Genomic DNA, 20,805 nt, shown 5'->3' with positions numbered 1-20,805 from the left:
AGGGCGCCGCTGATGCGGCGCCCTTCGGTTTGCCATCGGTCACTTACGGCCGATGAACCAATCCTGCAGCTTGCGCAAGCGCGCTTGGAGCTGTTCTTCGTTGGCCTGCGCGACCGCCGGGCCGCCACACACTTCACGGAGCTTGGTATGCACCACGCCGTGCGGTGTCCCCGTCCGCGCAGACCAGGCCGAGACATTCTTGGCCAGCTCGTTGCGCAGGTCCATCAGCATGCGGTGGTCCGGAATGGCCGGAGCCGACTCCGCCGCGGGAGCCTGGCGCTTTTTGCGGGACTGCTGTTCATGCTGCCGTTGGCGCAACAGCGTTCCCACCTGCTCGGCGTCCAGCAAACCCGGAATGCCCAGGAAGTCGAGCTCGTCATCGGAGCCGATGTCGGCTCCCGTGCCGAACTCGCCGCCGTCGAACAGCACCCGGTCAAAGGAGGCCTGGGAATCCAAGGCCTCGAACTTGCCCTTGGTGAGCTCGTCGGAAGCCTTGTCCTCGCGGTTGGCCTCCGCCATGAGGTTCTCTTCGGGGCTGAAGAGCCCGTCGTCGTCCTTTTCGGGGCGGTCCAGTGCGTGGTCGCGTTCGGCTTCCATGGTGTTGGCCAGGCCCATGAGGGGTGGAACCGACGGCAGGAAGACCGACGCCGTCTCTCCCCTTTTGCGGGCACGCACGAAGCGGCCCACGGCCTGGGCAAAGAACAACGGGGTGGACGTGGATGTTGCGTACACACCCACCGAGAGCCGGGGGACGTCCACGCCTTCGGACACCATGCGGACAGCCACCATCCAGCGCTTGTCCCCGGCCGAGAATTCCTCGATCTTGCTGGAGGCCTTCGAGTCGTCCGAGAGGATCACCGTGGGCGATTCCCCGGTGATCTTCTTCAGCTGGCCCGCGTACGCCCGGGCGTCCTCGTGGTCGGTTGCGATAACCAGCGCGCCGGCATCCGGAACCGTGCGCCGCACTTCGCTCAGGCGCTTGTCCGCGGCCGCCAGGACCGCCGGAATCCATTCACCGGCAGGATTGAGCGCAGTCCGCCATGCCTGCGACGTGATGTCCTTCGTGACTGCGGCTTCCCCCAGGGAAGCCGCCATCTCGTCGCCTGCGCTGGTACGCCAGCGCATCTGGCCCGAATAGGCCATGAACAGCACCGGCCGCACCACGTGGTCGCGGAGCGCGTTGCCGTAGCCGTACGTGTAGTCGGCCTTGGAGCGCCTGATGCCGTCCCGGTCCTCGGCGTACTCGACGAACGGAATCGGCGAGGTGTCCGAACGGAACGGGGTACCCGTGAGTGACAGGCGGCGCGCAGCGGGGTCGAAGGCCTCGCGAAGGCCATCACCCCAGGACAGTGCCTCACCACCGTGGTGGATCTCATCCAGGATCACCAAAGTCCGGGCCGCTTCGGTCTTGGCGCGGTGCAGCATGGGCTTGCTCGCTACCTGGGCATAGGTCACCGCGACGCCGACAAACCCGCGGCCGTGCTGTCCGTCGGAGTTCTTGAAGTTGGGGTCGATCGCGATGCCTACGCGCGCCGCGGCGTCTGCCCACTGGCGCTTCAAGTGGTCCGTGGGCGCAACGATGGTGACCCTGTTGACCACGCCGCTATCCAGGAGGGTGGTGGCGATCCTGAGCGCAAAAGTGGTCTTGCCTGCGCCGGGGGTCGCTACCGCCAAGAAGTCCTTGGGACCACGGCTCATGTAGAGGTCAAGGGCCTCCTGCTGCCACGCACGGAGCTTGGGAGCAGTTCCCCAAGCCGCCCGTTCCGGGTACGCCGGAGGCAGGGAGGGGCCACCAAAAAGTGTTTCCGTCATGTGGGCCTGTGTAGTCTTCCCACCCACTACTTGGAGTTGCCCGGGCCGTCGCCGTTCCCGCCGTCGTTGCCCGGGCGGAGGCCATCATAGATCTCCTTGCATTCCGGGCAAACAGGGAACTTCTGCGGATCCCTGCCCGGTGTCCAGACCTTCCCGCACAAAGCAATGACGGGCTCGCCGGTCATTGCCGACTCCATGATCTTTTCCTTGCGGACATAGTGCGCAAACCGCTCGCTGTCGCCCGGCTCCACTTCCTGGCGGGTTTCCTCGCGCTCAATGGTGGCCGTGGACGTTCCGGCTCCGGAAAGCTCGCGCATGGGGTCGTTTTCGAATGGATCCGGAGGAAGCGTAGTCATGGCATCCATCCTACCGTCTAGAGGCCTTGCCACTCCGGCTTGTTGTCGTAGGTGTGGCGGTAGTAGTCGGCCAACTTCAGCGAAGAAGCGGCCGCTTCGTCCACCAGGATGGTGGCATGCGGGTGCATCTGGAGCACCGATGCCGCGCAGATCGCAGCCACAGGTCCCTCCACGAAATCCCTGACTGCCTGGGCTTTCTGCGCACCCGTGGCCACCAGGATCACGTGCTTGGCGTCCATGATGGTGCCCAGGCCCTGCGTGACCACGTGGTGGGGAACGTCGTCGATGCTGTCGAAGAACCTGGCGTTGTCCTTGCGCGTCTGCTCGATCAACGTCTTGATGCGCGTACGCGAAGCCAGCGATGATCCGGGCTCATTGAAGCCGATGTGCCCGTCGGTGCCCACTCCCAGGATCTGGAGGTCCACGCCGCCCACGCCCCTGATGGCGTCCTCGTAGGCCTGGCATGCAGCTTCGAGGTCTTGTGCCGCCCCATCAGGACCATGGACATTCTCCGGCTTGATGTTGACCCTGTTGGTGAATTCCCGCCGGATCACCTCACGGTACGACTCCGGGTGGCCGGCTTCCAGCCCTACGTATTCATCAAGCGCAAAACCGTGCGCTTCACTGAAATCCAGGCCACCTGCCTCGTAACGACGCGCCAGTTCATCGTAGATGGGCAGCGGCGAGGACCCGGTAGCCAATCCGAGCACGGCATTCGGTTTGCGCCGGACGAGCGCCTCGATGGCGTCGGCTGCCAAGGCGCCGATCTGCTTGGTGCCCGGGAGGATGACAACTTCCATTGTCACGGCCTTTCTACGAAGAGGGTGTTTGCTTGAGTCGAGGATATCCCATGTCCCACAACTGAGGGGTGCTGTTACGTCGTCACTTGTTCACGCTCAGCTGGGCAAACATTTCGGGCCCGCGGGCGTCCAGCCACTTCCCGCCCAGGCGAACGCCCACCACCAGGAGCACGGCACCCAGCAATGGGCCCACCGCGAGGTTGATCCAGCCTGCCTCCGGCCCGCCGCTGACCATTTGCACAACCACCAGGGCCAGTTCGGGCAGGAGCAGGAGCGCCAGTGCGCCCATACCGATGCCCTGGACGGCCAAGGTCTGGGCAACATTCCCCGGTGGCTTCTTGAACGGGCTGTCACCGGGCAGCGGAACGGCAACGTTGTAGCGCGCCGAAATGACCGAAGCCAAGCCCAGTCCCGTAAACAACGTCCCCAGGGACAGGCCCAGGAGATTGGGAAGCCAAGCCCACTCCCCCGTGATCACCAGCGGCCCAACGGTAAAGACCAGCACCACCGGCAGCGAGATGACAAGGCATGCCATGGCACGGCCAAGCCGGTCATCCAACCCACGGACGCCCGAGGCCAGGTGGAGGGCGAAGGCCGTGTTGTCATAGGAGACATCCGCCGAGATCGACCAGGCCATCATGAAGGCTGTGAGCGGTCCCAGCACCATGAGGAGCCCATAACTTCCGGACTGGCTGCCGCCGAAGTAGAAAATCACCGGAAGCAACGGGATCACCACCAACGAACCCGCGTACCGGGGATCCTTCAGCCAGTAGATCAATGCCCTGGCGGCAACGGCTCCGGCCGGAGTTCCGGGCAGCACACCGAACAAGCCCAGCTTGCCACCCTTCCGGGTTGGACCGCCGGAGTATGCGGGCGTCACCAGGGCGCGCTGCAAGAGGACGTGCCAGCACCACAGGAGGACACCGATGGTGGCCACGGCGATGAGGGCTTTGAGGCCGGCAGCGCCCGGATTGCCCGCGTCCAGTTCGCCGCCCAGTGACCATGCAGCTCCAAGAGGGGTCCAGGAAACTGTCCGCGCCAATACCGGAAGATAGTCGGCGCTCCCCCGGATGCCGTCAACGATTCCCACCATGATCGGCCCCAGGAGTACCAAGGGGACAAAGACCACGATGCTGCTGACGTCCTTGAAACGACGCGAGGAAGCCAGCCCGGCCGTCGCGGTGGTCACCACCTTGGACAGCACCACGCAGGTCACGGCAGCAAGGATTGCCCCCACCAAGGCACCTGCCGCTGCAGGAACGCTCCGCCACCAGGTGCCAACGGTTCCCAAGGCTGCAAGCAAGGTTGCCAATCCGGGAATCCCGATGAAGCCGGCCAGTGCCAGGCCTGCCAGCAGTTGCCGGGGCGGGATCGCGAACGTAGTGAACCGCGCAGGATCGAGCGTCATGTCCCCCGCCGAGGCAACCAAGGGTATGATCCCCCATCCGATGATGGTTGCCGCCCCGCCCAGGACCACCACCGTGTGGGCGATTGCGGGGTCGGCCCAGCGGAGCGCCACCAACCCGCCCACCAACATGGTGAGCATGCCGAGTGCATAGAGCAGCCCCAGGCCAATGCCCACCAACTGCCAGGGACTGCGTTTGAAGCCATTGAGGAGCAGGCGCCACTTGAGCCTTAGAAGGTGCGCAACCATTCGAGCCCCTCCGTCCGGTGCCCGCCGCCCACCAACTGAACAAAGCGCTCTTCGAGGGTGGAGCCTGCCCGGACCTCTTCCACGGAGCCGGCAGCCAGGACGCGCCCGCCAGCCACCACGGCCACGTGGCTGCACATGCGTTGTACAAGGTCCATGACGTGGCTCGAAACGATCACCGTTCCTCCGGAGGAAACATAGCCCTCCAGGATCCCCCGGATATTGGCCGCGGAAACGGGATCCACAGACTCGAAAGGCTCATCCAGCACCAGGAGGCGCGGCGCGTGGATCAGTGCCGATGCCAGGGCGATCTTCTTGGTCATGCCGGCTGAGTAGTCCACTACCAGTGAGCCCGCGTCAGCCTGGAGGTCGAAAGCCGCCAGCAACTCCGAGACCCGGGACAGGACCACGTCGCGGTCCATCCCCCGGAGCAGTCCGGCATACGTGACCAACTGCTCCCCGGTCAGCCTGTCGAACAAGCGCACGCCATCGGGCAGCACGCCCATCAGTTTTTTTGCTTCGAGGGGACGGGCCCACACGTCCACGCCGTGCACGGTTGCGGTTCCGAAGTCCGGCCTCAGCAAACCTGTTGCCATGGACAGCGTGGTGGTCTTGCCGGCGCCGTTCGGGCCCACCATTCCGTAGAACGAACCGGCCGGCACATCCAGGCTCACGCCGTCGACGGCGATCTTCTCGCCAAAGCGCTTGGCGAGGCCACGGATGGCCAAAGCCGGAATGGCCTGGCCGTTCGCAGGCTCCGGTGGTTGTGCCGGCGGAACGGGCACCTGGTGGAGGTGGGATGACTGAGGTTTGGCCTGATGGTCTGGTTCCGTCATGGCAACAGCCTAGCCTTGCCGGGGCACGCCCGCGGCGGTCCCTAGAAGCCGTGGCGTGGCACAGCCCGTTCGTACTGCGGAACCCAGGGAATATCGTGGCCTAATTCGTACGCCGCCCGAAGCCACCAGTGCGGATCGCGCAAGGCTGCCCGCGCCATGAACACAGCATCGGCACGACCATTGGCCACGATGTCCTCGGCCTGGGCCGGGCTGGTCAGGAGGCCGACAGCTCCGGTGGGGACACCGGCGTCGTGCTTGACCCGTTCGGCAAAACCGGCCTGGTAGCCAGGCGCCGCCTGGATGGCCTGGTGGGCCACGGCGCCGCCGCTCGAGACGTCCACCAGGTCCACGCCCCGCTCAGCCGCGGCGCGCGCCAGCCTTACGGATGCCTCAACGTCCACTCCGCCGTCCGCCCAATCGGAAGCGGAAATGCGCAGCAACAGCGGCATGGAATCGGGGATGGCGTTGCGCACGGCATCCACGACTTCCAGCATGAGGCGGTTGCGTCCAGCCTCATCACCGCCCCAACCGTCCGTCCGTGTGTTGATCAAGGGGCTTTGGAACTGGTGCAACAGATAGCCGTGGGCGCCGTGGATCTCCACGACGTCAAAGCCTGCCGCAACGGCCCGTCCCGCCGCCGCCGCGAAGTCCTGGATCACCGCAAGGATCTCCGTTTCGGACATGGCCGCCGGGGAGGCATAACCGTCAAAAGGTGACGTGGTGGGCCCAACGGTCTGCCACCCGCCGTCGGACGCCGGAACGGAACCGGACTGCCCGGAGAACGGCCAGTAAGTGGAGGCCTTGCGTCCGGCGTGGGCCAGCTGCGCGCCGATCCTGCAGTCCACCGCACCATGGCGGTGGACAAAATCGACCATGCGCTCCCAACCGGCTGCCTGTGCCTCCGAATACATGCCGGCGTCCCACGGGCTGATCCGTCCGGCGGCATTAACGGCGGCTGCCTCGGTGATGATCAGGGCTGCGCCACCGGCAGCGAAGGACCCCAGGTGCATCAAATGCCAGTCGTTGGGCACGCCCTCGCCGGTCTCCGGGAGGCAGCTGTACTGGCACATCGGCGATACCCAGCCCCTGTGCGGAATGGTGAGCGAGCGCAGCTGAAGCGGGCTGAACAGCGCTGACGGCACTAGAAGAGGACCCGCGCCAGCCCCTGGCGGGCCTTGGCAACACGCTCGTCGGACGTGCCTACTACCTCGAACAGTTCAAGGAGCCGCACCCGGGCCGCCTCCCGCTCCGGGCCGAAGTTCCGGCCAATGAAGGAAATGATGCGGTTGAAGCCGTCTTCGATGTGTCCTCCGGAGACATCCAGGTCAGCCACGCCAAGCTGGGCATCCACATTGTCCGGCTCCTGCGCAGCCAACTGCCGCAGGCTGTCGGCCTCCGGTGCGGAGAGCTTCTCCAGCCGGGCCATCAGTTCCACTTGCGCCAATCCTGCCTTGGCATCGGCGTCGGCCGGCTGCTCGAGGAGGGCTTGTTTGTAGGCCGCCGCTGCTCCGGCATAATCACCGGACTCGATGGCGTCAATCGCCGCCTGGTGAAGCGGGGGCAGCGGGGCGGGTTCGGTATCGCCGGCCTGCGGGGTGTCGCCGATGCTTCCGGTCACGCCGTTGGCAGCGGCCACCTGGAGGAGCTCCTCCACGAGGCTGCGGATCTGCGCGTCGTCGGCGGGGCCCTGGAAGAGGGGCACTGGTTGGCCCTTGACCACGGCGACGGCCGTAGGCACGGCCTGGACCTGGAAGGCCTGGGCCAGCTGCGGGAACGAGTCGACGTCGGCGGCGGCCAGAACCAGGCGGCCACCAAAGCCCTCAACAACGCGCTGTGCGGCATCAAGGACACCCGGAGACTCGGCCGCGTAGCGGGACCAGAGAAGGAAGAGGACCGGGATCTGCGCCGACAGTTGGACGAGGTCCTGGAAGTTGCTTTCCGTAGCATCCACGCGCAGCGAGGGGCTGCCCGTTTCCGGGCCGTCGGAGGCTGCCGGATCACCAGTCGACGCGGCCGGTGGCGACTGCGGCGGAGCCGGTGGGCGGCGCAACGACGAGAGGTCGACGGCGCCGCGAAGGTTGAGCTGGCTGGCAGCGGCTGGAGTGGGTCGGTATCCGGGCGAACTCATACCGTCCACTCTAGCCGCTGCCCTGCCTGGGCCACGCCCTACTTGAAGCTGGCGCCGACCAGTCCGCGGGTAGCGGCCACGAGCTTCATGGGATCCGAGGATCCTGCCGGCGGGATGTAGACAGCCACGGATTCGGCGAAGTTGAGCGACATACCCGTGGTGGTTTCCTTGCCACCGGCAAACACGGCCGAATCGTCTTCAAGGATCAGCTTGTCACCGGAGGCCTTGGGGGTTCCCTCGAAGGCGAAATCGAGGCGGCCAACCACCAGCGCGCCACCGTCGGCGGTGTGCAGCACCACGGTCTGGTTGGTCACCGGGGTGTGCGCGAACTTGAAGTTGGCGCTGGTGCCGTTCTTGACGGTGTCCGCCTGGTAGGCCAAGGCGCCGGCGATGTACGGCGAGGACTGGCCATCGGCGAGCTTGCTGCGGTTCGGGGAATCCGGCGTGGTGAGCATTTCACCGAGGATGCTCAACGCTTCGTTGCCGCTGTAGGCCAGGCCGTTCTTGTCGTCCGCGGCCACGGGGGCCGTGCCGTCACGGGGAACCGGGAAGGACGGGAAGTTGGTGCCCGGCTGCAGCGGAGCGGTGCCCCACAGCTTGTAGTTCTCGCGCGGCGAGAGCTGGACCAGCGTCAGGACCTGCGGGACCACGTTGCCATCACCCTGGGTCAGGGCGAACACCGTGCGAGGCCAGTCGCGCTTGGTGCTGATCACGCTGCTTTGCAGCTTGGTGGCACGCACCGGCATCCGGGCATCGTAGGCAGATACGGCAGTGCGGATCTTGTAATTGGCGGTACGGACCTGCAGTTCCATCTTGTCCACGCGCGGAGCGAGCTTCGCGGCGTCCTTGGCGGCGTCTGCCGCATCCACGGTGCTGGCTACCTGCTCCAGGACCCGCTGCAGCTGGGACTCGAGGAGCACCGGCGTTCCGCCCTTTTCCGCAGACGCGGACGGGCTCGGGTTGCTGCTGTTGGACTCCGGCGCCGGGCTGGCCTGTGCCGCCACCGCGGTGCCGCCAACCAACGCGGCAACCAAGGCTGCGGCGATGGCGGAGATGCGCAAGGTTGAACCCTCGGCGCCCGGGGCGCGTCGACCGGCGTCGCCGGCGGACGGTTGCACGGGCAGCGCAGAAGTTTCTCCGCCACCATGCGGACCCTCATCGCCGCCGTCCTTGCGGCGGTTACCGAGTGCCTTGGCGACGAACGGCAGGGCTGCGCCAACCAGGATGATGATAATGCCCAGCACGATGAGCGGAATGGCCCACGGCGTGGTTGCGTTGTTGGGGAACGTCATGGAAATCGACGACGGCGCCGGCTTGGTTCCGTCGCTGGCTACCAGCAGGGACCACTCGCCACTGGCGGGCGGGTTCCACGTGTAGTCCAGTTCGCCGCTGCCGTCTTCGGTGTTGACCCAGAGGTCGGAACCGGCGGGACTCGGCGCAGTTGCCTCACCATCAGTGGTGGAAACTTCCAGCGCCTTCTGGTCCTGGGAAACACCGGTGAGGGTATTGTGGGCAGTCTTGCCGACCCAGGCGGTGACGTCGTCCGGGCGTCCCGTGGCGACGACGAAGTTGCCTTCGCCCTGGATCTTGATCTTCACCGGACCCTCGTGGAGGGCGATCAACTTCTGGTCGATCACCGTCAACGGGGCAGCTTTAGTGTCACTGGGGACCGAGGCCGTTACGGTCTCGGCGGGGGCCCAGAAAGTCAGCTGGCCAATGCCGGCCAGCATCGTCAGCAGGCCCAGCAGCACCAGCAAGGCTGCAGTCTTCAAACGCACAGGATCACCTATCATCAGCGGTCGTTGAACTTCAAGGGTAACCGTTTTGTTATCAAAGAGTCAGATCGGCCGACCGGCCATGACACGCCCGAAACCCCGCTGTGGCGCCGCCAAAGGGCCAAGACAGGGGGCTGATAGTGTGGCGATGATCATGCTATTGGGGGCGAAAACCACCTGTATCCAGAGTGTCACATCCCGGTAGAGACAGTGCGAGAACAAGCAGAAGGCAGCAAAACCGCGTGAAAGACCACTTGGAACCCAGCACCAACGACGAGTCCGGCTCGCCCGCGGTGGATGCCCCGTCCGACGGGACCTCCGTGACGGTTCCGGTCCGTACCGGTCGGCTCGCAGCTGTGGCCAGGCGCCTTCGGCAACCCATTCCCGGCGCCAGGACGCGCGTCCGCTTCGAAATGCCGCCCGAGGACGAGTCGGAGGTGGCCGTCAAGAGTGCCTCCGGGGACGAGGACCACGACTTCGGATCACCCGGCCCCAGAATGTCTTCTCAACACCCCTTATACGTCGGTTTCATGGGCACCGCCGGAGTGGGGGTCGCCCTGCTGGTGTTCTACATCGCCAGCAATACCAGCCAGCTCCTGCTGTGGATCCTGACCGCACTGTTCATCGCCCTCGGCCTTGACCCCGTGGTTCGCTGGCTTGAGTCCCGGAAAATCCCCCGCCCGGCGGGCATCCTGATTTCGGTATCCGTCCTGGTCCTGGCCGTGGCGGGCTTCTTCGCCACTCTGATCCCCACCATCGTCAACCAGGTCTCGGACATCGTGCGGCAAGCACCGGACTGGATCCGGGACTTCCTCAATTCCGATTTCTTCCGGAACGTGGACAGCCAGTTCGGCCTCCGGGACAGGATTACCCAGGAGTTGGACAAGTTCGGGCAGAACTCCGAGGCCGTCGGTGGCATCTTCGGCGGAGTGGTTGGCTTCGGCTCCTCGGTGGCCAACGGGCTGTTCGGCACGTTGATCGTGCTGGTACTGAGCCTTTACTTCCTGGCCGCCTTGCCCTCGATGAAGAAATGGGCCTACCGCCTGGCGCCGCGTTCACGCCGGCCCCGCGTCGAGGCGCTCTCCGAAGCCATTACGGATTCGGTGGGCAACTACGTGATCGGCCAGGCCTGCGTTGCACTCCTGAACGCGGTCTTCGCCTTCATCGTCATGACCATCCTGGGCGTGCCGTTCAGCGTCCTGCTTGCCTTCGTGGTGGCCCTGCTCGCCTTCATCCCCCTGGTGGGTGGCATGATCGCGGCAATCGTCGTGATCCTGGTGGCCCTCACCGCGGGCTGGCAGACAGCCCTCATCTACGCGATCGCCTACTTCGCCTACCTGCAGTTCGAGGCGTACTTCATTTCGCCGCGCATCATGCAGCGGGCAGTGGCCGTACCTGGCGCGGTGGCGGTAATTTCCGTGATCGCGGGCGGCAGCCTCCTGGGTGTCCTCGGCGCACTCATTGCCATTCCCACGGCAGCGGCCATCATGCTGCTGATCAAGGAAGTGTTCATCGTCCGCCAGGACAGGCACTAGCTGTTGGCGACCGGACTAGCCGTTGGCGACCGACCCCGCCCAGACGCGCGGCAGGCCGTCCACGCCGGCACCCGCCTCAGTGACGTCGTCGACGATTTCATCCAGGACCCGCGCAGCGTACTTTTCGCCCACCCACAGGTGCTTGGCGCCATCCACCCCCACCAGCCGGGCCTGCGGGACCAGGCTGAAGCGGGCGGCGGCCTCGGCGGGCTGGAGGTAGTCGTCGTGCTCGGGGACGAGCACGCTCAGCGGCTTGCCGGAGGCGGCCCACTCCTTGAGGTGCACGTCAGTGGCGCGGTGCAGCGGCGGCGAAAGGAGGACCGCGCCCTCCACCTGCGAGGCAACGGGTTCGACCGCCCCGTACATGAGCGCCAGTTCGGTGCCGAAGGACCAGCCCACCAGCCAACGGTTGGGCAGGCCGCGGTCCACGGCGAACCGGACGGCTGCCTCGACGTCGTAACGCTCGCCAATGCCTTCCTCGAAGTGGCCTTCGCTGGTTCCGCGGGGCGACGCAGTACCGCGGGTGTTGAATCGCAGCACTGCCACCCCGGCCAGCGCCGGCAGACGGTAGGAAGCCTTGCGGTAGACGTGCGAATCCATGAATCCGCCATGGGTAGGCAGGGGGTGGAGCATGATGAGCGTCGCCGCCACATCACCGGACTCCGGAAGGGCCAACTCGCCTACCAACACCTTGCCGTCTTCCGTGGTGAACTCCACGTTTTCGCGACGGGCAGGCAACACGGTGGAAGCCCGGATCTCCGACGGAGCATCCTGGGGCACGAAAACGAGCGTGGCGGGATCGAAAGTCATGCCTTCAAGCCTAAGCGACTCAGCGGTAGCGGTACGTCCGTGATGTCCAGCAGTTGGTGTGCCAGTGGCGGCGTTCGGCCAGCCCAGCTGCCTCGCCGAAAAGATGGCTGTCAGACCACACCACCAAGTGGGCGATCCCAGGCATGATGGCCGTCGAACAACCCGGGCAAATGTACTGCTTCTCCGCTTTCCGGGCGGTCATGGTGCGGACCATCCAGTCCCCGTCCGGGGCACTCTCCCGGCGCGCGATGCCGGCACGGGACCGTTCCAGATCCAGCTCCGGGACAGCCTCGGCCCACTTGTTGGAACGCGCTGCGGACGCGTTTCGGCGGGGACGGTTGGAGCGGGGCATGAGTCCATTCTGCCCCAGCCGCAGGACTCCACGCGGTAATGTTGGGCGGGTGCGACTCGTCATAGCCCGTTGTTCTGTTGATTATGTTGGCCGCCTCAAGGCCCACCTCCCGCTCGCCACACGGCTCCTGCTGGTCAAGGCGGACGGCTCGGTGCTGGTGCATTCGGACGGTGGCTCCTACAAGCCCCTGAACTGGATGAGTCCGCCGGCCACACTCCGTGTTACCTCGCCCGAGGAGGCAGACGTGGAGGAAGGCGTCGTGGAGCAATGGACGGTCCAGTCCGCCAAGTCGGACGACCGGCTCATCATCAACATCTACGAGCAGCTGCACGACACCTCCCACGAGCTCGGCATTGATCCGGGACTGATCAAGGACGGCGTGGAAGCCGATCTGCAGCGGCTCCTTGCGGAGCAGATCGAAACCCTTGGCACGGGCTACTCGCTGATCCGCCGCGAATACTTCACGGCGATCGGCCCCGTGGACATCCTCGCCCGGGACGCCAACGGGGCAACAGTTGCCGTTGAGCTCAAGCGGCGGGGCGACATTGATGGCGTGGAGCAACTCACCCGGTACCTGGAACTCCTCAACCGCGATCCCCTCCTGGCACCGGTCCGGGGCATTTTCGCAGCGCAGCAGATCAAGCCGCAGGCCAAGGTGCTGGCCAATGACCGAGGCATCGATTGCGTGACCCTGGATTATGACGCAATGCGGGGCGTGGATGACAGCGAGTCACGGCTCTTCTGACCCAGCACCCGAGGCGTGTGCGGCAGGCCACTAGAATCAGAACCATGACTGCCGCAGACTCTTCTGTCCGTCCTTCCGCGCCCAGCCACCAGATCCTCCTGGGAACGCTCGTCACCGACGGAACGGTGGTGGAAGACGGTTTGCTGGCAATTGAGGGTGACCGGATCGCCTATGCCGGGCCGGCCTCGGCCTTCGTCCCTGAAGACTTTCCCGGTTTCCAGAGCGCCATCCGGCATGGCGTCCCGGCCGGCCACTACCTGCTGCCCGGACTGGTGGACGTGCACTGCCACGGCGGCAACGGCGGCGATTTCCCCGGCGGGGAGGAATCCTCGGCCCGCAAGGCAGTGGACTTCCTGCACCGCTCCGGCACCACTACGTTCCTGGCCAGCATGGTCACGGCACCACGGGAGGATTTGCTTCGCGGCATCGAACTGTACGTGAAGCTCGCCGACGAAGGCCTGGTCGCAGGCATCCACTTGGAGGGCCCGTTCCTCTCCCACGCACGGTGTGGCGCACAAAACCCTGCCTACCTGCTGGAACCTGACCTGGACCTCATGGACGAACTCGTGGCGGCTGCGGAAGGCAAGCTTGCCACCATGACCTACGCACCGGAGCTTCCGGGAGCTGCCGCGCTGGTGGATTTGATGACGTCCCACGGGGTGACTCCCTCCCTGGGCCACACGGATTGCGACGACGCCACGGCGGCAGCGTCGTTGGCCGCCGCACGTGAGGGGCTTGAGTCGGCAGGGTTCGACGGCGTCAGCTCACTTCCCACCGTGACGCACCTTTTCAACGGGATGCCTCCCCTGCACCACCGCGCGCCCGGGCCGGTTGCGGCCTGCCTGCGGACTGCGCAGGCCGGCAAGGCAGTGGTGGAACTGATCGCCGACGATACCCACCTCGATCCGAGCACGGTGGCCACGGTCTTCCAGCTTGTGGGGGCAAACAACATCGTGCTGGTCACCGATTCCATGGCGGCCGCCGGACTCTCCGACGGCCAGTACATGCTGGGTCCCTCCCCCGTGACGGTCAGCAAGGGCGTAGCCACCCTGGATGCCACCGGTTCCATCGCCGGCGGTACCGCGACCCTGCTGGACGTAGTGCGCAGGACCGTCGCAGCCGGCGTCGACCTCCCCGACGCCGTCTGCTCCGCCACGGCGGTTCCGGCCGGCGTCCTGGGCCTTTCGGATGAAGTCGGCGGGTTGCGCCGGGGACTTCGGGCGGACGTCGTGACCGCGGACCAGGAACTGGGACTGACGGGGGTCATGCGAAATGGCGAATGGTTGTCATAGGCCAAAGGTCCATGCGGAATTACTTTGGGCGTCGTAACCGGCTTTTTACCGAAAATTTTCCCGAATTACCAAAAAGACCGTTGACCTCCGGCACCGCGCATGAAAGTGTTGTAGCAGTCTTTGTGTAGGTGGTTTTCATGCTCGCAAGACGAGTTGCGAGCGTGAAGCTCCTGCGAAACCAACCGGGCAACCGGAAGGAATCCGGATCTTCTCGCGGAGTAACAAGGCCGGTACGCGGTGTATCGGACTGATGTTCCAAATTGAGGAGAAATACATGGCACTCGGAACCGTCAAGTGGTTCAACGCTGAAAAGGGCTTCGGCTTCATCACCCCGGACGACTCGGATGGCGACGTCTTCGTTCACTACTCGGAGATCCAGACCGGCGGCTTCAAGACCCTCGATGAGAACCAGCGCGTTCAGTTCGAGATCGGCCAGGGCGCCAAGGGTCCCCAGGCTACCGGCGTCACCGTCGTCTAGTTTGATCCATTGAACCTGCCTCCGGCAGATTCACCAACAGCTTGGCCCCGGCATTTAGCCGGGGCCAAGCTGTTTAAGCGCCAATCATTGCGGACGGAAATGTCTGATATTTCTGACAAGGCCTGTTACAAACAGTGAAGAAATGCGAAAAGACTCCCCAAATGGAGCGTTGACAATTCAACCAACCAGGGTACGCAACAACCGGGCGGAATGCCGGACCGATAAACCCGGAAGGTAAGCGCGGCTCAGGGCCCGGCCCATTGCCGGAAGGTGCAAGGGGTCTTGGTAATACATGTACAGCGTCCTGTAGTCAGGCTGGAAGCGCGATTTAAAGGAAGCCAGGGAGCGGAAGCCATAAACCGGTTCCAAGGCCTGCCCCACGAGGTCCAGGATTCCTGCCAAGCCTTCGGGCCGCTGGTCCGGTTCATCCTTGTCCCTGGCCAGTGGTGAACCTGACAACGAGATCACCTCCACCGACTCGCGCAGGTGCAGCACGGCCGAGGCGATCAGGAACTCCATCACTCCGGGGAAGGCATCACCACTGCGCCTCATGAAGTCCAGGGTCCAACTGACAACCGTGCCGTTGTCATAGACCGGCAACCAACTGGTGACTCCGTAGACCGTGCCCGCCTCGTCGGCAGCAACGCAGCACAGGACATCCGGGTCCTCAAGCTCATCCATGCCGCCCAAGGTGAAACCCATTTCCGGGACGCGTTTCTGCGCCGCCCATTCCTCGGAAACCTCGCCCACCTTTGCCCGCAAGGAGTGCGGCAGCTCTCCAAAGGCACCCCAGACGGCGGTGATTCCCATCTTGTTGGCCCTGTTGAGGGCAGTCCGGACGTTCTGCCACTCTTTGCCGCGGAATTCCAGGCCACGGATCCTGAGCCGGGTTTCCTGCGCAACGGCGACCCTCCGGAAACCCCTTGCCTGCAGCTCCGGCCACAACTCGTCCGTACACGAATACAGGCAAGGGATCAGGGCGTTCCGCGAACAATGCTCCAGGAAACCCAAAGCAGTGGCCCGATGCCCCTCCGCCGCACCAATGGGTCCGGCCAACGTCAGCGCAACGTGTCCGTGCTGCTGGTAGGCCACTCCCCCGGTCCCTTGCGGAGTGAACCAGTACTTGTTTGGTTCCCACAACGCCATCCAGGACAAGGAGTCGCCGCCCGCCTTCACCAGGGAACGGGCCTTTTCCCGGGACTGGTGGTCAAGGCCACCTGCATGGTGTCCGCGGATCAACAGCAACCAGACGCCGATGAGGGCCACCAGCCAAAAAGCAGTGCCCGAGTAGGAGAAAAGGAACACTTCGAGGGCATCGCGCTCGGCGAACACCTTGCGGTAAAGGCCGGGCAAAGGAACCGGCAGGTATTGGCGGGCCAGTTCAGTACCCAAACCCAGCAAGCCGCCGTCGCGCGCCATTCCGCCGGAAGCCAACCAAACGATGGTGTACGCCAGAGCGAGGGCCACACCGCTGAGCCCAACGAACCAAAAGACCCTGCGACGCATCCGCGTCGACGACTCCACCCGGAAATGTCCCCGGTACGCGAAGAGGAGGATCGCCAGGATCAGCGGAACCATGACCAGCGGGATCAGGTGCGCCACAGCCGAGTTCATCATGCCCACCCTCGGACGGCCCGGCAGCTGCGGCATGCCGGCAAACAGGCCGAGATAGAGCGTGGACAAAGCCACCACCACCACCTGGACGCCGATTGCAATGCCCAGGGCCAGGCGGCGTCCACGGCGCATCCCGTCAACGCAGATGAGCAACAGGACCACCGGAACCACGGCCAGGGCCAGGCCGAAGGGCCCGGTATAGCCCTGCCGGCCCAGTTCCAGGCACGCTACATCAATGGTCCCCCCGCAGTTGCCCTCCAACTGGCTGAGCGTGGGCAGGGGGTTGAGGATCACATCGCGAAGCAAGGCAAGCGGCCCCGATGGGCTCTTGGCTACGGCAGTAAGAATGGGGCCCACGGCAAAGATGGCCATGGTCAGCGACAGGAGGTTCCGCACCTCGCGGCCCGTGGACCTGTGCAGATGGAGATGGCCCTGGTTGCTCTGCATCCACCACGCCGCCGCCAACCCGATCAACGCGCCCAACAAGCCCATGAGCGTCTCAGGATGCCCAACGAAAAGCACCAGGAGCAAGGTGATGGACAACGCCACCGTGCGGAACCGCCGCTGCCACAGCGTTGGCAGCTTGGCGCTGGCAGCCAGGGCCGTGGCCAGCAAGGCGCCGTAGGGACCTATGAGCCGGGTGTCCACCATGCGGGAGATCCAGCCGTCGTCCGCGTACCGCGCTATTTGGGTCACCAGGAAGAAGGCCGTGACGCAGGCGAATTGGAAGGCGAGAAATACCAGGGATGTTTTCAGGAACCCGAAATGGCGCTCCGCCAGGCCCAGGAGGAAAAGGATCATCAGCACGACGACGACGAAGGCAGGAACGTTGGTGGTGAAAAAGAGGGAGGTCCAGATGGACCACCATTCGCCGGCACGCAGTCCGCGCAGCGTCACGCCCGCCACGGGCAGCCAGGACTCGGGCGGACCGGCGACGATGCTGCCGGAAACGATGGAGACAAGGACGAACACTCCCACCACGGCCAGCGTCAAGGGCGTAGCCAGCAAATGCCGCCCCGCCTGCCGCATGGCCGGCTGGATGAAACCCTTCAGGGCGAGGCTCACTGCGGCAACCCCCATCTGGCCGCCAAGAAGTCCAGGGCACCGGGCATGCCGCGAACCACTGAGTCCCACGAGTGTCCGGAGTGGTCTATGACGTGGTCCTCAACCGTGAAACCCGCAGACCGGGCAGCGTCTGCCAAGGCGTGCATGTAAGCGATGAACTCATTGTCCGTAGCCCCGGCCGTCAAGTACATGCCACTGCCTGGATACTGCCTCTGCTGCATCAGGAACAAAGGGGTCCTGGACTCGAAAGCCGCTGCGTCGCCGTCGAACGAGTCAGCGATCGTCTTGTTCCTGTCCTTGGCGAGGGCAGGCTCCTGCTCGGCCGAGAACCCAACCACGGAAGGAAACAGCTCCGGGTGGGCGGTACCCATCTGGACCGCGCACGTTCCCCCAAAGGAAAACCCTCCCACGGCCCATTGCCGGTGGTCGGTGGAGACAGCCAGGGTTTTGCTGATCCACATGGGGACGTCCTGGGAGAGATAGGTATCCGCGGGAGCAATCCTGCTGTCCATGCACATGGTGTTTGCGTTGGCCGAGCCATTGGGATCGACCACCACGGTGACGGGTGCAATACCGCCATGTGCTTCGGCGAATTTGTCCAGCTGCGAGCGGAGCTGCCCGCCCGTGAGCCAATCGGCCGGACCGCCGGGTTGACCCGAGAACAGGATAAGCACGGGAAGGCTGGGGCGGTTTTCGGTCAGATACGCCGGCGGGAGGTAGACGTATGCTTCCCGCGCGGTAAAGCCGGAAACAGTACCGGGAATGTCCGCCCGGCGCAGCGTACCCCCACGGGGCATGGTTTCGGGCGCCTTCCAGGCGGACGGCGACGGGCCGGGCGTGCTGTCCGGAGCACGCTGCAGTCCTGCTTCCAACGGCTGGATACGCGCAACGGCTGTACCCAGCAGGTCGGCCACGGTGTTGTTGAGGCCAAAGTAGGAGTTGACCTGGACCACGGACAGGAGCACGACGCCCAGCATTGCGGCGACACTCGCGGAGCGCCCCTTCCAGGCAGCGCGGGGAAAGCGGGCCACGCAAAGAAGAAGTGCAGCTACCGCAACGGTGGACCACACCAGCGTCTCAAAAGGCAGGTTCTCAGAGAACGTGGCCATCACGTCGATGAGCAGCCAATGCGTCAGTGCCACCACGCCGGCAGCCAGCGCAAGGGAAGCAACCACCACCACCGGCCACCAGCGCCTGCGCCGCCAAAGCAACCAGGATGCGCCAACAACTCCGCAGATAAGGGAGAACCAGAAGAACGGCCCGTCAACGAGGCTGACGTCGGACAGGAAATCCATGACGCCTAACGCCAGGTTCCAACACCGATGACAGGCCCGGCTTCAAGCCATGATGAAAGCCCGGCGTAGGCTTCGAACTTCATGGCCAGCATGAAGGTTTGGCCTTCGTATTGAAGCTCCACAACCACCACGCCGGGTTGGACCCGGACAAGTTCGTCCTCGGTGGGTTTACGCCGTCCAAGGAGTTCCAGGGAACTGCGCTTGAAACGGTATTTGGGTATCACGCTGAGGGACATCAAGCGGAACCACTCAAGTTCATTGTCCTGATAACGACAAACCCCCATCTGCCAGCTGTTTCCAGCCATGCAAATGGAGGCGTCTACCGTGCCCAGGGCGCGCCGCAGATTGAAGCGGCGCACCCCAAACAGGCACAGTGTAAGAATCAGCAACGCAAACGCCGTTGCCAGGGCGATGAACGGAATAAGGGAATCGTCCATCAAGGTCGTGCTATCGGATCCCCGCTGTAGCCGCTTCGCCCAACTGGGCGTTGTCAGCAACAATGACCACACGGTCGTTGTCGACGGAGAAGAATCCGCCGTCCACCACTACCGCAATGCGGTCACCGGAAACCGGCTGGATTGCCAGCTCGCCCTCGGCCAGGATGGCCAGAAGGGGCGAGTGGCCCGGCAGGATTCCGATTTCACCATCGCTGGTGCGGGCCTTCACCATCTTGGCCGCGCCGGACCACACGAAGTGGTCCGCTGCGACAATCTCAACCTCAAGCTCAGCCATACTACTTGGTCTGTTCCTGGATCTTGGCCCAGTTGCGCTCGACGTCATCCAGGCCACCGACGTTGAAGAACGCCTGCTCTGCGATGTGGTCCAGCTCGCCGTCGCAGATGGCGGTGAAGCCTTCAACCGTGTCCTTGATGGAGACGGTGGAGCCCTCGACGCCGGTGAACTGCTTGGCGGTGTAGGTGTTCTGGGACAGGAACTGCTGGATACGACGTGCACGCGACACGACGATCTTGTCTTCTTCGGACAGTTCGTCAACACCGAGGATGGCGATGATGTCCTGGAGTTCCTTGTTCTTCTGCAGGATCTGCTTCACACGGACAGCCGTGTTGTAGTGGTCCTTGCCGATGTACTGGGGGTCCAGAATACGGGACGTGGACGTCAGCGGATCAACAGCCGGGTACAGACCACGCGATGCGATTTCACGGGAAAGCTCCGTGGTCGCGTCGAGGTGGGCGAAGGTGGTTGCCGGAGCCGGGTCGGTGTAGTCGTCAGCAGGGACGTAGATTGCCTGCATGGACGTGATCGAGTGGCCCTTGGTGGACGTGATGCGCTCCTGGAGGAGGCCCATCTCGTCAGCAAGGTTCGGCTGGTAACCCACGGCGGACGGCATACGGCCGAGCAGCGTGGAAACTTCGGAACCTGCCTGCGTGAAGCGGAAGATGTTGTCGATGAAGAGCAGCACGTCCTGGTTCTGGACATCGCGGAAGTACTCCGCCATGGTCAGGGCGGACAGTGCCACGCGCAGACGCGTTCCCGGCGGCTCATCCATCTGGCCGAACACGAGGGCGGTGTCCTTGAGGACGCCTGCCTCTTCCATTTCAACCCAGAGGTCGTTGCCTTCACGCGTACGCTCGCCAACGCCGGCGAATACCGAGGTACCACCGAAGTTACGGGCCACACGGGTGATCATTTCCTGGATCAGAACGGTCTTGCCAACACCGGCGCCACCGAACAGACCAATCTTTCCACCCTTGATGTAGGGGGTCAGGAGGTCGATGACCTTGATACCGGTCTCGAGCATCTCCGTGGAGCCCTCGAGGGACGCAAAGTTCGGAGCCTTGCGGTGGATCGGCCAGTAGGCGTCAGCCTTGATCTCCGACTCGTCAACGTCAAGCGGCTTGCCGAGGACGTTGAAGATGTGGCCCTTGACGCCGTCGCCAACGGGCACGGAGATCGGAGCGCCGGAGTCCTGCACGGTGGTACCGCGGACCAGGCCGTCGGTTGCCTGCAGGGAGATGGCGCGAACGAGGTTGTCACCCAGGTGCTGGGAGGTCTCGAACGTGATGGTCTTGGTCTGGCCGTTGAGGGTGACCTCAGTGGTCAGTGCGTTGTAGATCTCGGGGATTGCGTCAGCCGGGAATTCGACGTCGACAACCGGACCAATAACACGGGCAATGCGGCCGGTGGCGCCGGCCGTTGCTACGTGTTCGGTAGCAGTGGCAGTCATCTCTCTCACTTCACTCAGTAGATGGCGTGGGGTTAAGTTTATCTGTTTGGTGCAGGTGCGGCTTCGAGCCGGATCC

19 protein-coding genes are annotated in these 20,805 nt (G+C 64.4%); 4 read left to right on the top strand and 15 right to left on the bottom strand.

All coding sequences use genetic code 11. From position 1 onward, the window contains the following. Nucleotides 1-39 precede the first annotated feature (39 nt). The 8 genes from ACH488_RS04090 to ACH488_RS04055 all read right to left on the bottom strand — a co-directional run bounded on the left by ACH488_RS04090 (nucleotide 40) and on the right by ACH488_RS04055 (nucleotide 9,376). Nucleotides 40-1,812, bottom strand: coding sequence for a DEAD/DEAH box helicase (locus ACH488_RS04090; RefSeq protein WP_397322431.1), 1,773 nt, complete (start codon nucleotides 1,810-1,812; stop codon nucleotides 40-42). A 26-nt stretch (nucleotides 1,813-1,838) separates the two neighbouring features. Further along, nucleotides 1,839-2,177, bottom strand: a complete 339-nt coding sequence (locus tag ACH488_RS04085) for a DUF3039 domain-containing protein (protein WP_397322430.1) — start codon at nucleotides 2,175-2,177, stop codon at nucleotides 1,839-1,841. Nucleotides 2,178-2,185: 8 nt separating this feature from the next. Continuing rightward, complete coding sequence (gene nagB / locus ACH488_RS04080; RefSeq protein WP_397322429.1) at nucleotides 2,186-2,968, bottom strand: glucosamine-6-phosphate deaminase; 783 nt, start codon at nucleotides 2,966-2,968, stop codon at nucleotides 2,186-2,188. A gap of 82 nt (nucleotides 2,969-3,050) precedes the next feature. Further along, nucleotides 3,051-4,622: a transporter gene (locus ACH488_RS04075; protein WP_397322428.1), complete on the bottom strand. Its 1,572-nt coding sequence runs from the start codon at nucleotides 4,620-4,622 to the stop codon at nucleotides 3,051-3,053. After that, complete coding sequence (locus tag ACH488_RS04070; RefSeq protein WP_397322426.1) at nucleotides 4,604-5,455, bottom strand: ABC transporter ATP-binding protein; 852 nt, start codon at nucleotides 5,453-5,455, stop codon at nucleotides 4,604-4,606. The genes ACH488_RS04075 and ACH488_RS04070 overlap by 19 nt, the downstream gene beginning before the upstream one ends. A 41-nt stretch (nucleotides 5,456-5,496) precedes the next feature. After that, nucleotides 5,497-6,597 (bottom strand): NADH:flavin oxidoreductase/NADH oxidase, encoded by a 1,101-nt coding sequence (locus ACH488_RS04065; protein WP_397322425.1) that lies wholly within the window; start codon nucleotides 6,595-6,597, stop codon nucleotides 5,497-5,499. Further along, the gene (locus tag ACH488_RS04060; RefSeq protein WP_397322424.1) at nucleotides 6,597-7,583 is read right to left on the bottom strand and encodes a co-chaperone YbbN; all 987 of its coding nucleotides are present in this window, start codon (nucleotides 7,581-7,583) and stop codon (nucleotides 6,597-6,599) included. The genes ACH488_RS04065 and ACH488_RS04060 overlap by 1 nt, the downstream gene beginning before the upstream one ends. 38 nt (nucleotides 7,584-7,621) lie before the next feature. Beyond that, entirely contained in the window at nucleotides 7,622-9,376 is a 1,755-nt protein-coding gene (locus ACH488_RS04055) for a hypothetical protein (protein WP_397322423.1), read from the bottom strand. A 224-nt stretch (nucleotides 9,377-9,600) separates the two neighbouring features. Here ACH488_RS04055 and ACH488_RS04050 point away from each other — a divergent pair, with 224 nt between their 5' ends. Beyond that, a complete protein-coding gene (locus tag ACH488_RS04050; RefSeq protein ID WP_397322421.1) occupies nucleotides 9,601-10,893 on the top strand; it encodes an AI-2E family transporter in 1,293 nt (430 codons plus the stop codon). 15 nt (nucleotides 10,894-10,908) lie between these two features. Here ACH488_RS04050 and ACH488_RS04045 read toward each other — a convergent pair whose 3' ends face one another. After that, a complete protein-coding gene (locus ACH488_RS04045; RefSeq protein ID WP_397322420.1) occupies nucleotides 10,909-11,703 on the bottom strand; it encodes an alpha/beta hydrolase in 795 nt (264 codons plus the stop codon). A gap of 19 nt (nucleotides 11,704-11,722) precedes the next feature. Continuing rightward, nucleotides 11,723-12,055, bottom strand: coding sequence for an ATP/GTP-binding protein (locus tag ACH488_RS04040; RefSeq protein ID WP_397322418.1), 333 nt, complete (start codon nucleotides 12,053-12,055; stop codon nucleotides 11,723-11,725). 49 nt (nucleotides 12,056-12,104) lie between these two features. Here ACH488_RS04040 and nucS point away from each other — a divergent pair, with 49 nt between their 5' ends. The 3 genes from nucS (at nucleotide 12,105) to ACH488_RS04025 (ending at nucleotide 14,570) form a co-directional block, all read left to right on the top strand. Beyond that, on the top strand, nucleotides 12,105-12,800 hold the full coding sequence (gene nucS / locus ACH488_RS04035; protein WP_397322416.1) for an endonuclease NucS: 696 nt from the start codon (nucleotides 12,105-12,107) through the stop codon (nucleotides 12,798-12,800). Nucleotides 12,801-12,844: 44 nt separating this feature from the next. Then, entirely contained in the window at nucleotides 12,845-14,092 is a 1,248-nt protein-coding gene (locus tag ACH488_RS04030; RefSeq protein WP_397322415.1) for an N-acetylglucosamine-6-phosphate deacetylase, read from the top strand. A gap of 274 nt (nucleotides 14,093-14,366) precedes the next feature. After that, complete coding sequence (locus ACH488_RS04025; RefSeq protein ID WP_018776337.1) at nucleotides 14,367-14,570, top strand: cold-shock protein; 204 nt, start codon at nucleotides 14,367-14,369, stop codon at nucleotides 14,568-14,570. A gap of 177 nt (nucleotides 14,571-14,747) precedes the next feature. Here the strand turns inward: ACH488_RS04025 and ACH488_RS04020 are convergent, their stop codons facing one another. The 5 genes from ACH488_RS04020 to atpD are packed head-to-tail and all read right to left on the bottom strand — an operon-like array spanning nucleotide 14,748 to nucleotide 20,729. Further along, entirely contained in the window at nucleotides 14,748-17,264 is a 2,517-nt protein-coding gene (locus ACH488_RS04020; RefSeq protein ID WP_397322414.1) for a bifunctional lysylphosphatidylglycerol flippase/synthetase MprF, read from the bottom strand. Then, entirely contained in the window at nucleotides 17,246-18,544 is a 1,299-nt protein-coding gene (locus tag ACH488_RS04015; protein WP_397322413.1) for an alpha/beta hydrolase, read from the bottom strand. The genes ACH488_RS04020 and ACH488_RS04015 overlap by 19 nt, the downstream gene beginning before the upstream one ends. Nucleotides 18,545-18,549: 5 nt before the next feature. Continuing rightward, on the bottom strand, nucleotides 18,550-18,981 hold the full coding sequence (locus tag ACH488_RS04010) for a DUF2550 domain-containing protein (protein WP_397322412.1): 432 nt from the start codon (nucleotides 18,979-18,981) through the stop codon (nucleotides 18,550-18,552). A gap of 10 nt (nucleotides 18,982-18,991) precedes the next feature. Continuing rightward, nucleotides 18,992-19,276 (bottom strand): F0F1 ATP synthase subunit epsilon, encoded by a 285-nt coding sequence (locus ACH488_RS04005; RefSeq protein WP_216923952.1) that lies wholly within the window; start codon nucleotides 19,274-19,276, stop codon nucleotides 18,992-18,994. A gap of 1 nt (nucleotide 19,277) precedes the next feature. After that, nucleotides 19,278-20,729: a F0F1 ATP synthase subunit beta gene (gene atpD, locus ACH488_RS04000; RefSeq protein ID WP_397322410.1), complete on the bottom strand. Its 1,452-nt coding sequence runs from the start codon at nucleotides 20,727-20,729 to the stop codon at nucleotides 19,278-19,280. Nucleotides 20,730-20,805 lie beyond the last annotated feature (76 nt).

This window comes from Paenarthrobacter sp. NPDC018779 (genome assembly GCF_044391085.1).
GTDB lineage: Bacteria > Actinomycetota > Actinomycetes > Actinomycetales > Micrococcaceae > Arthrobacter.
The sequence above is the reverse complement of the archived record's forward strand: the minus strand, read 5'-3'. Positions and strand labels throughout refer to the sequence as shown.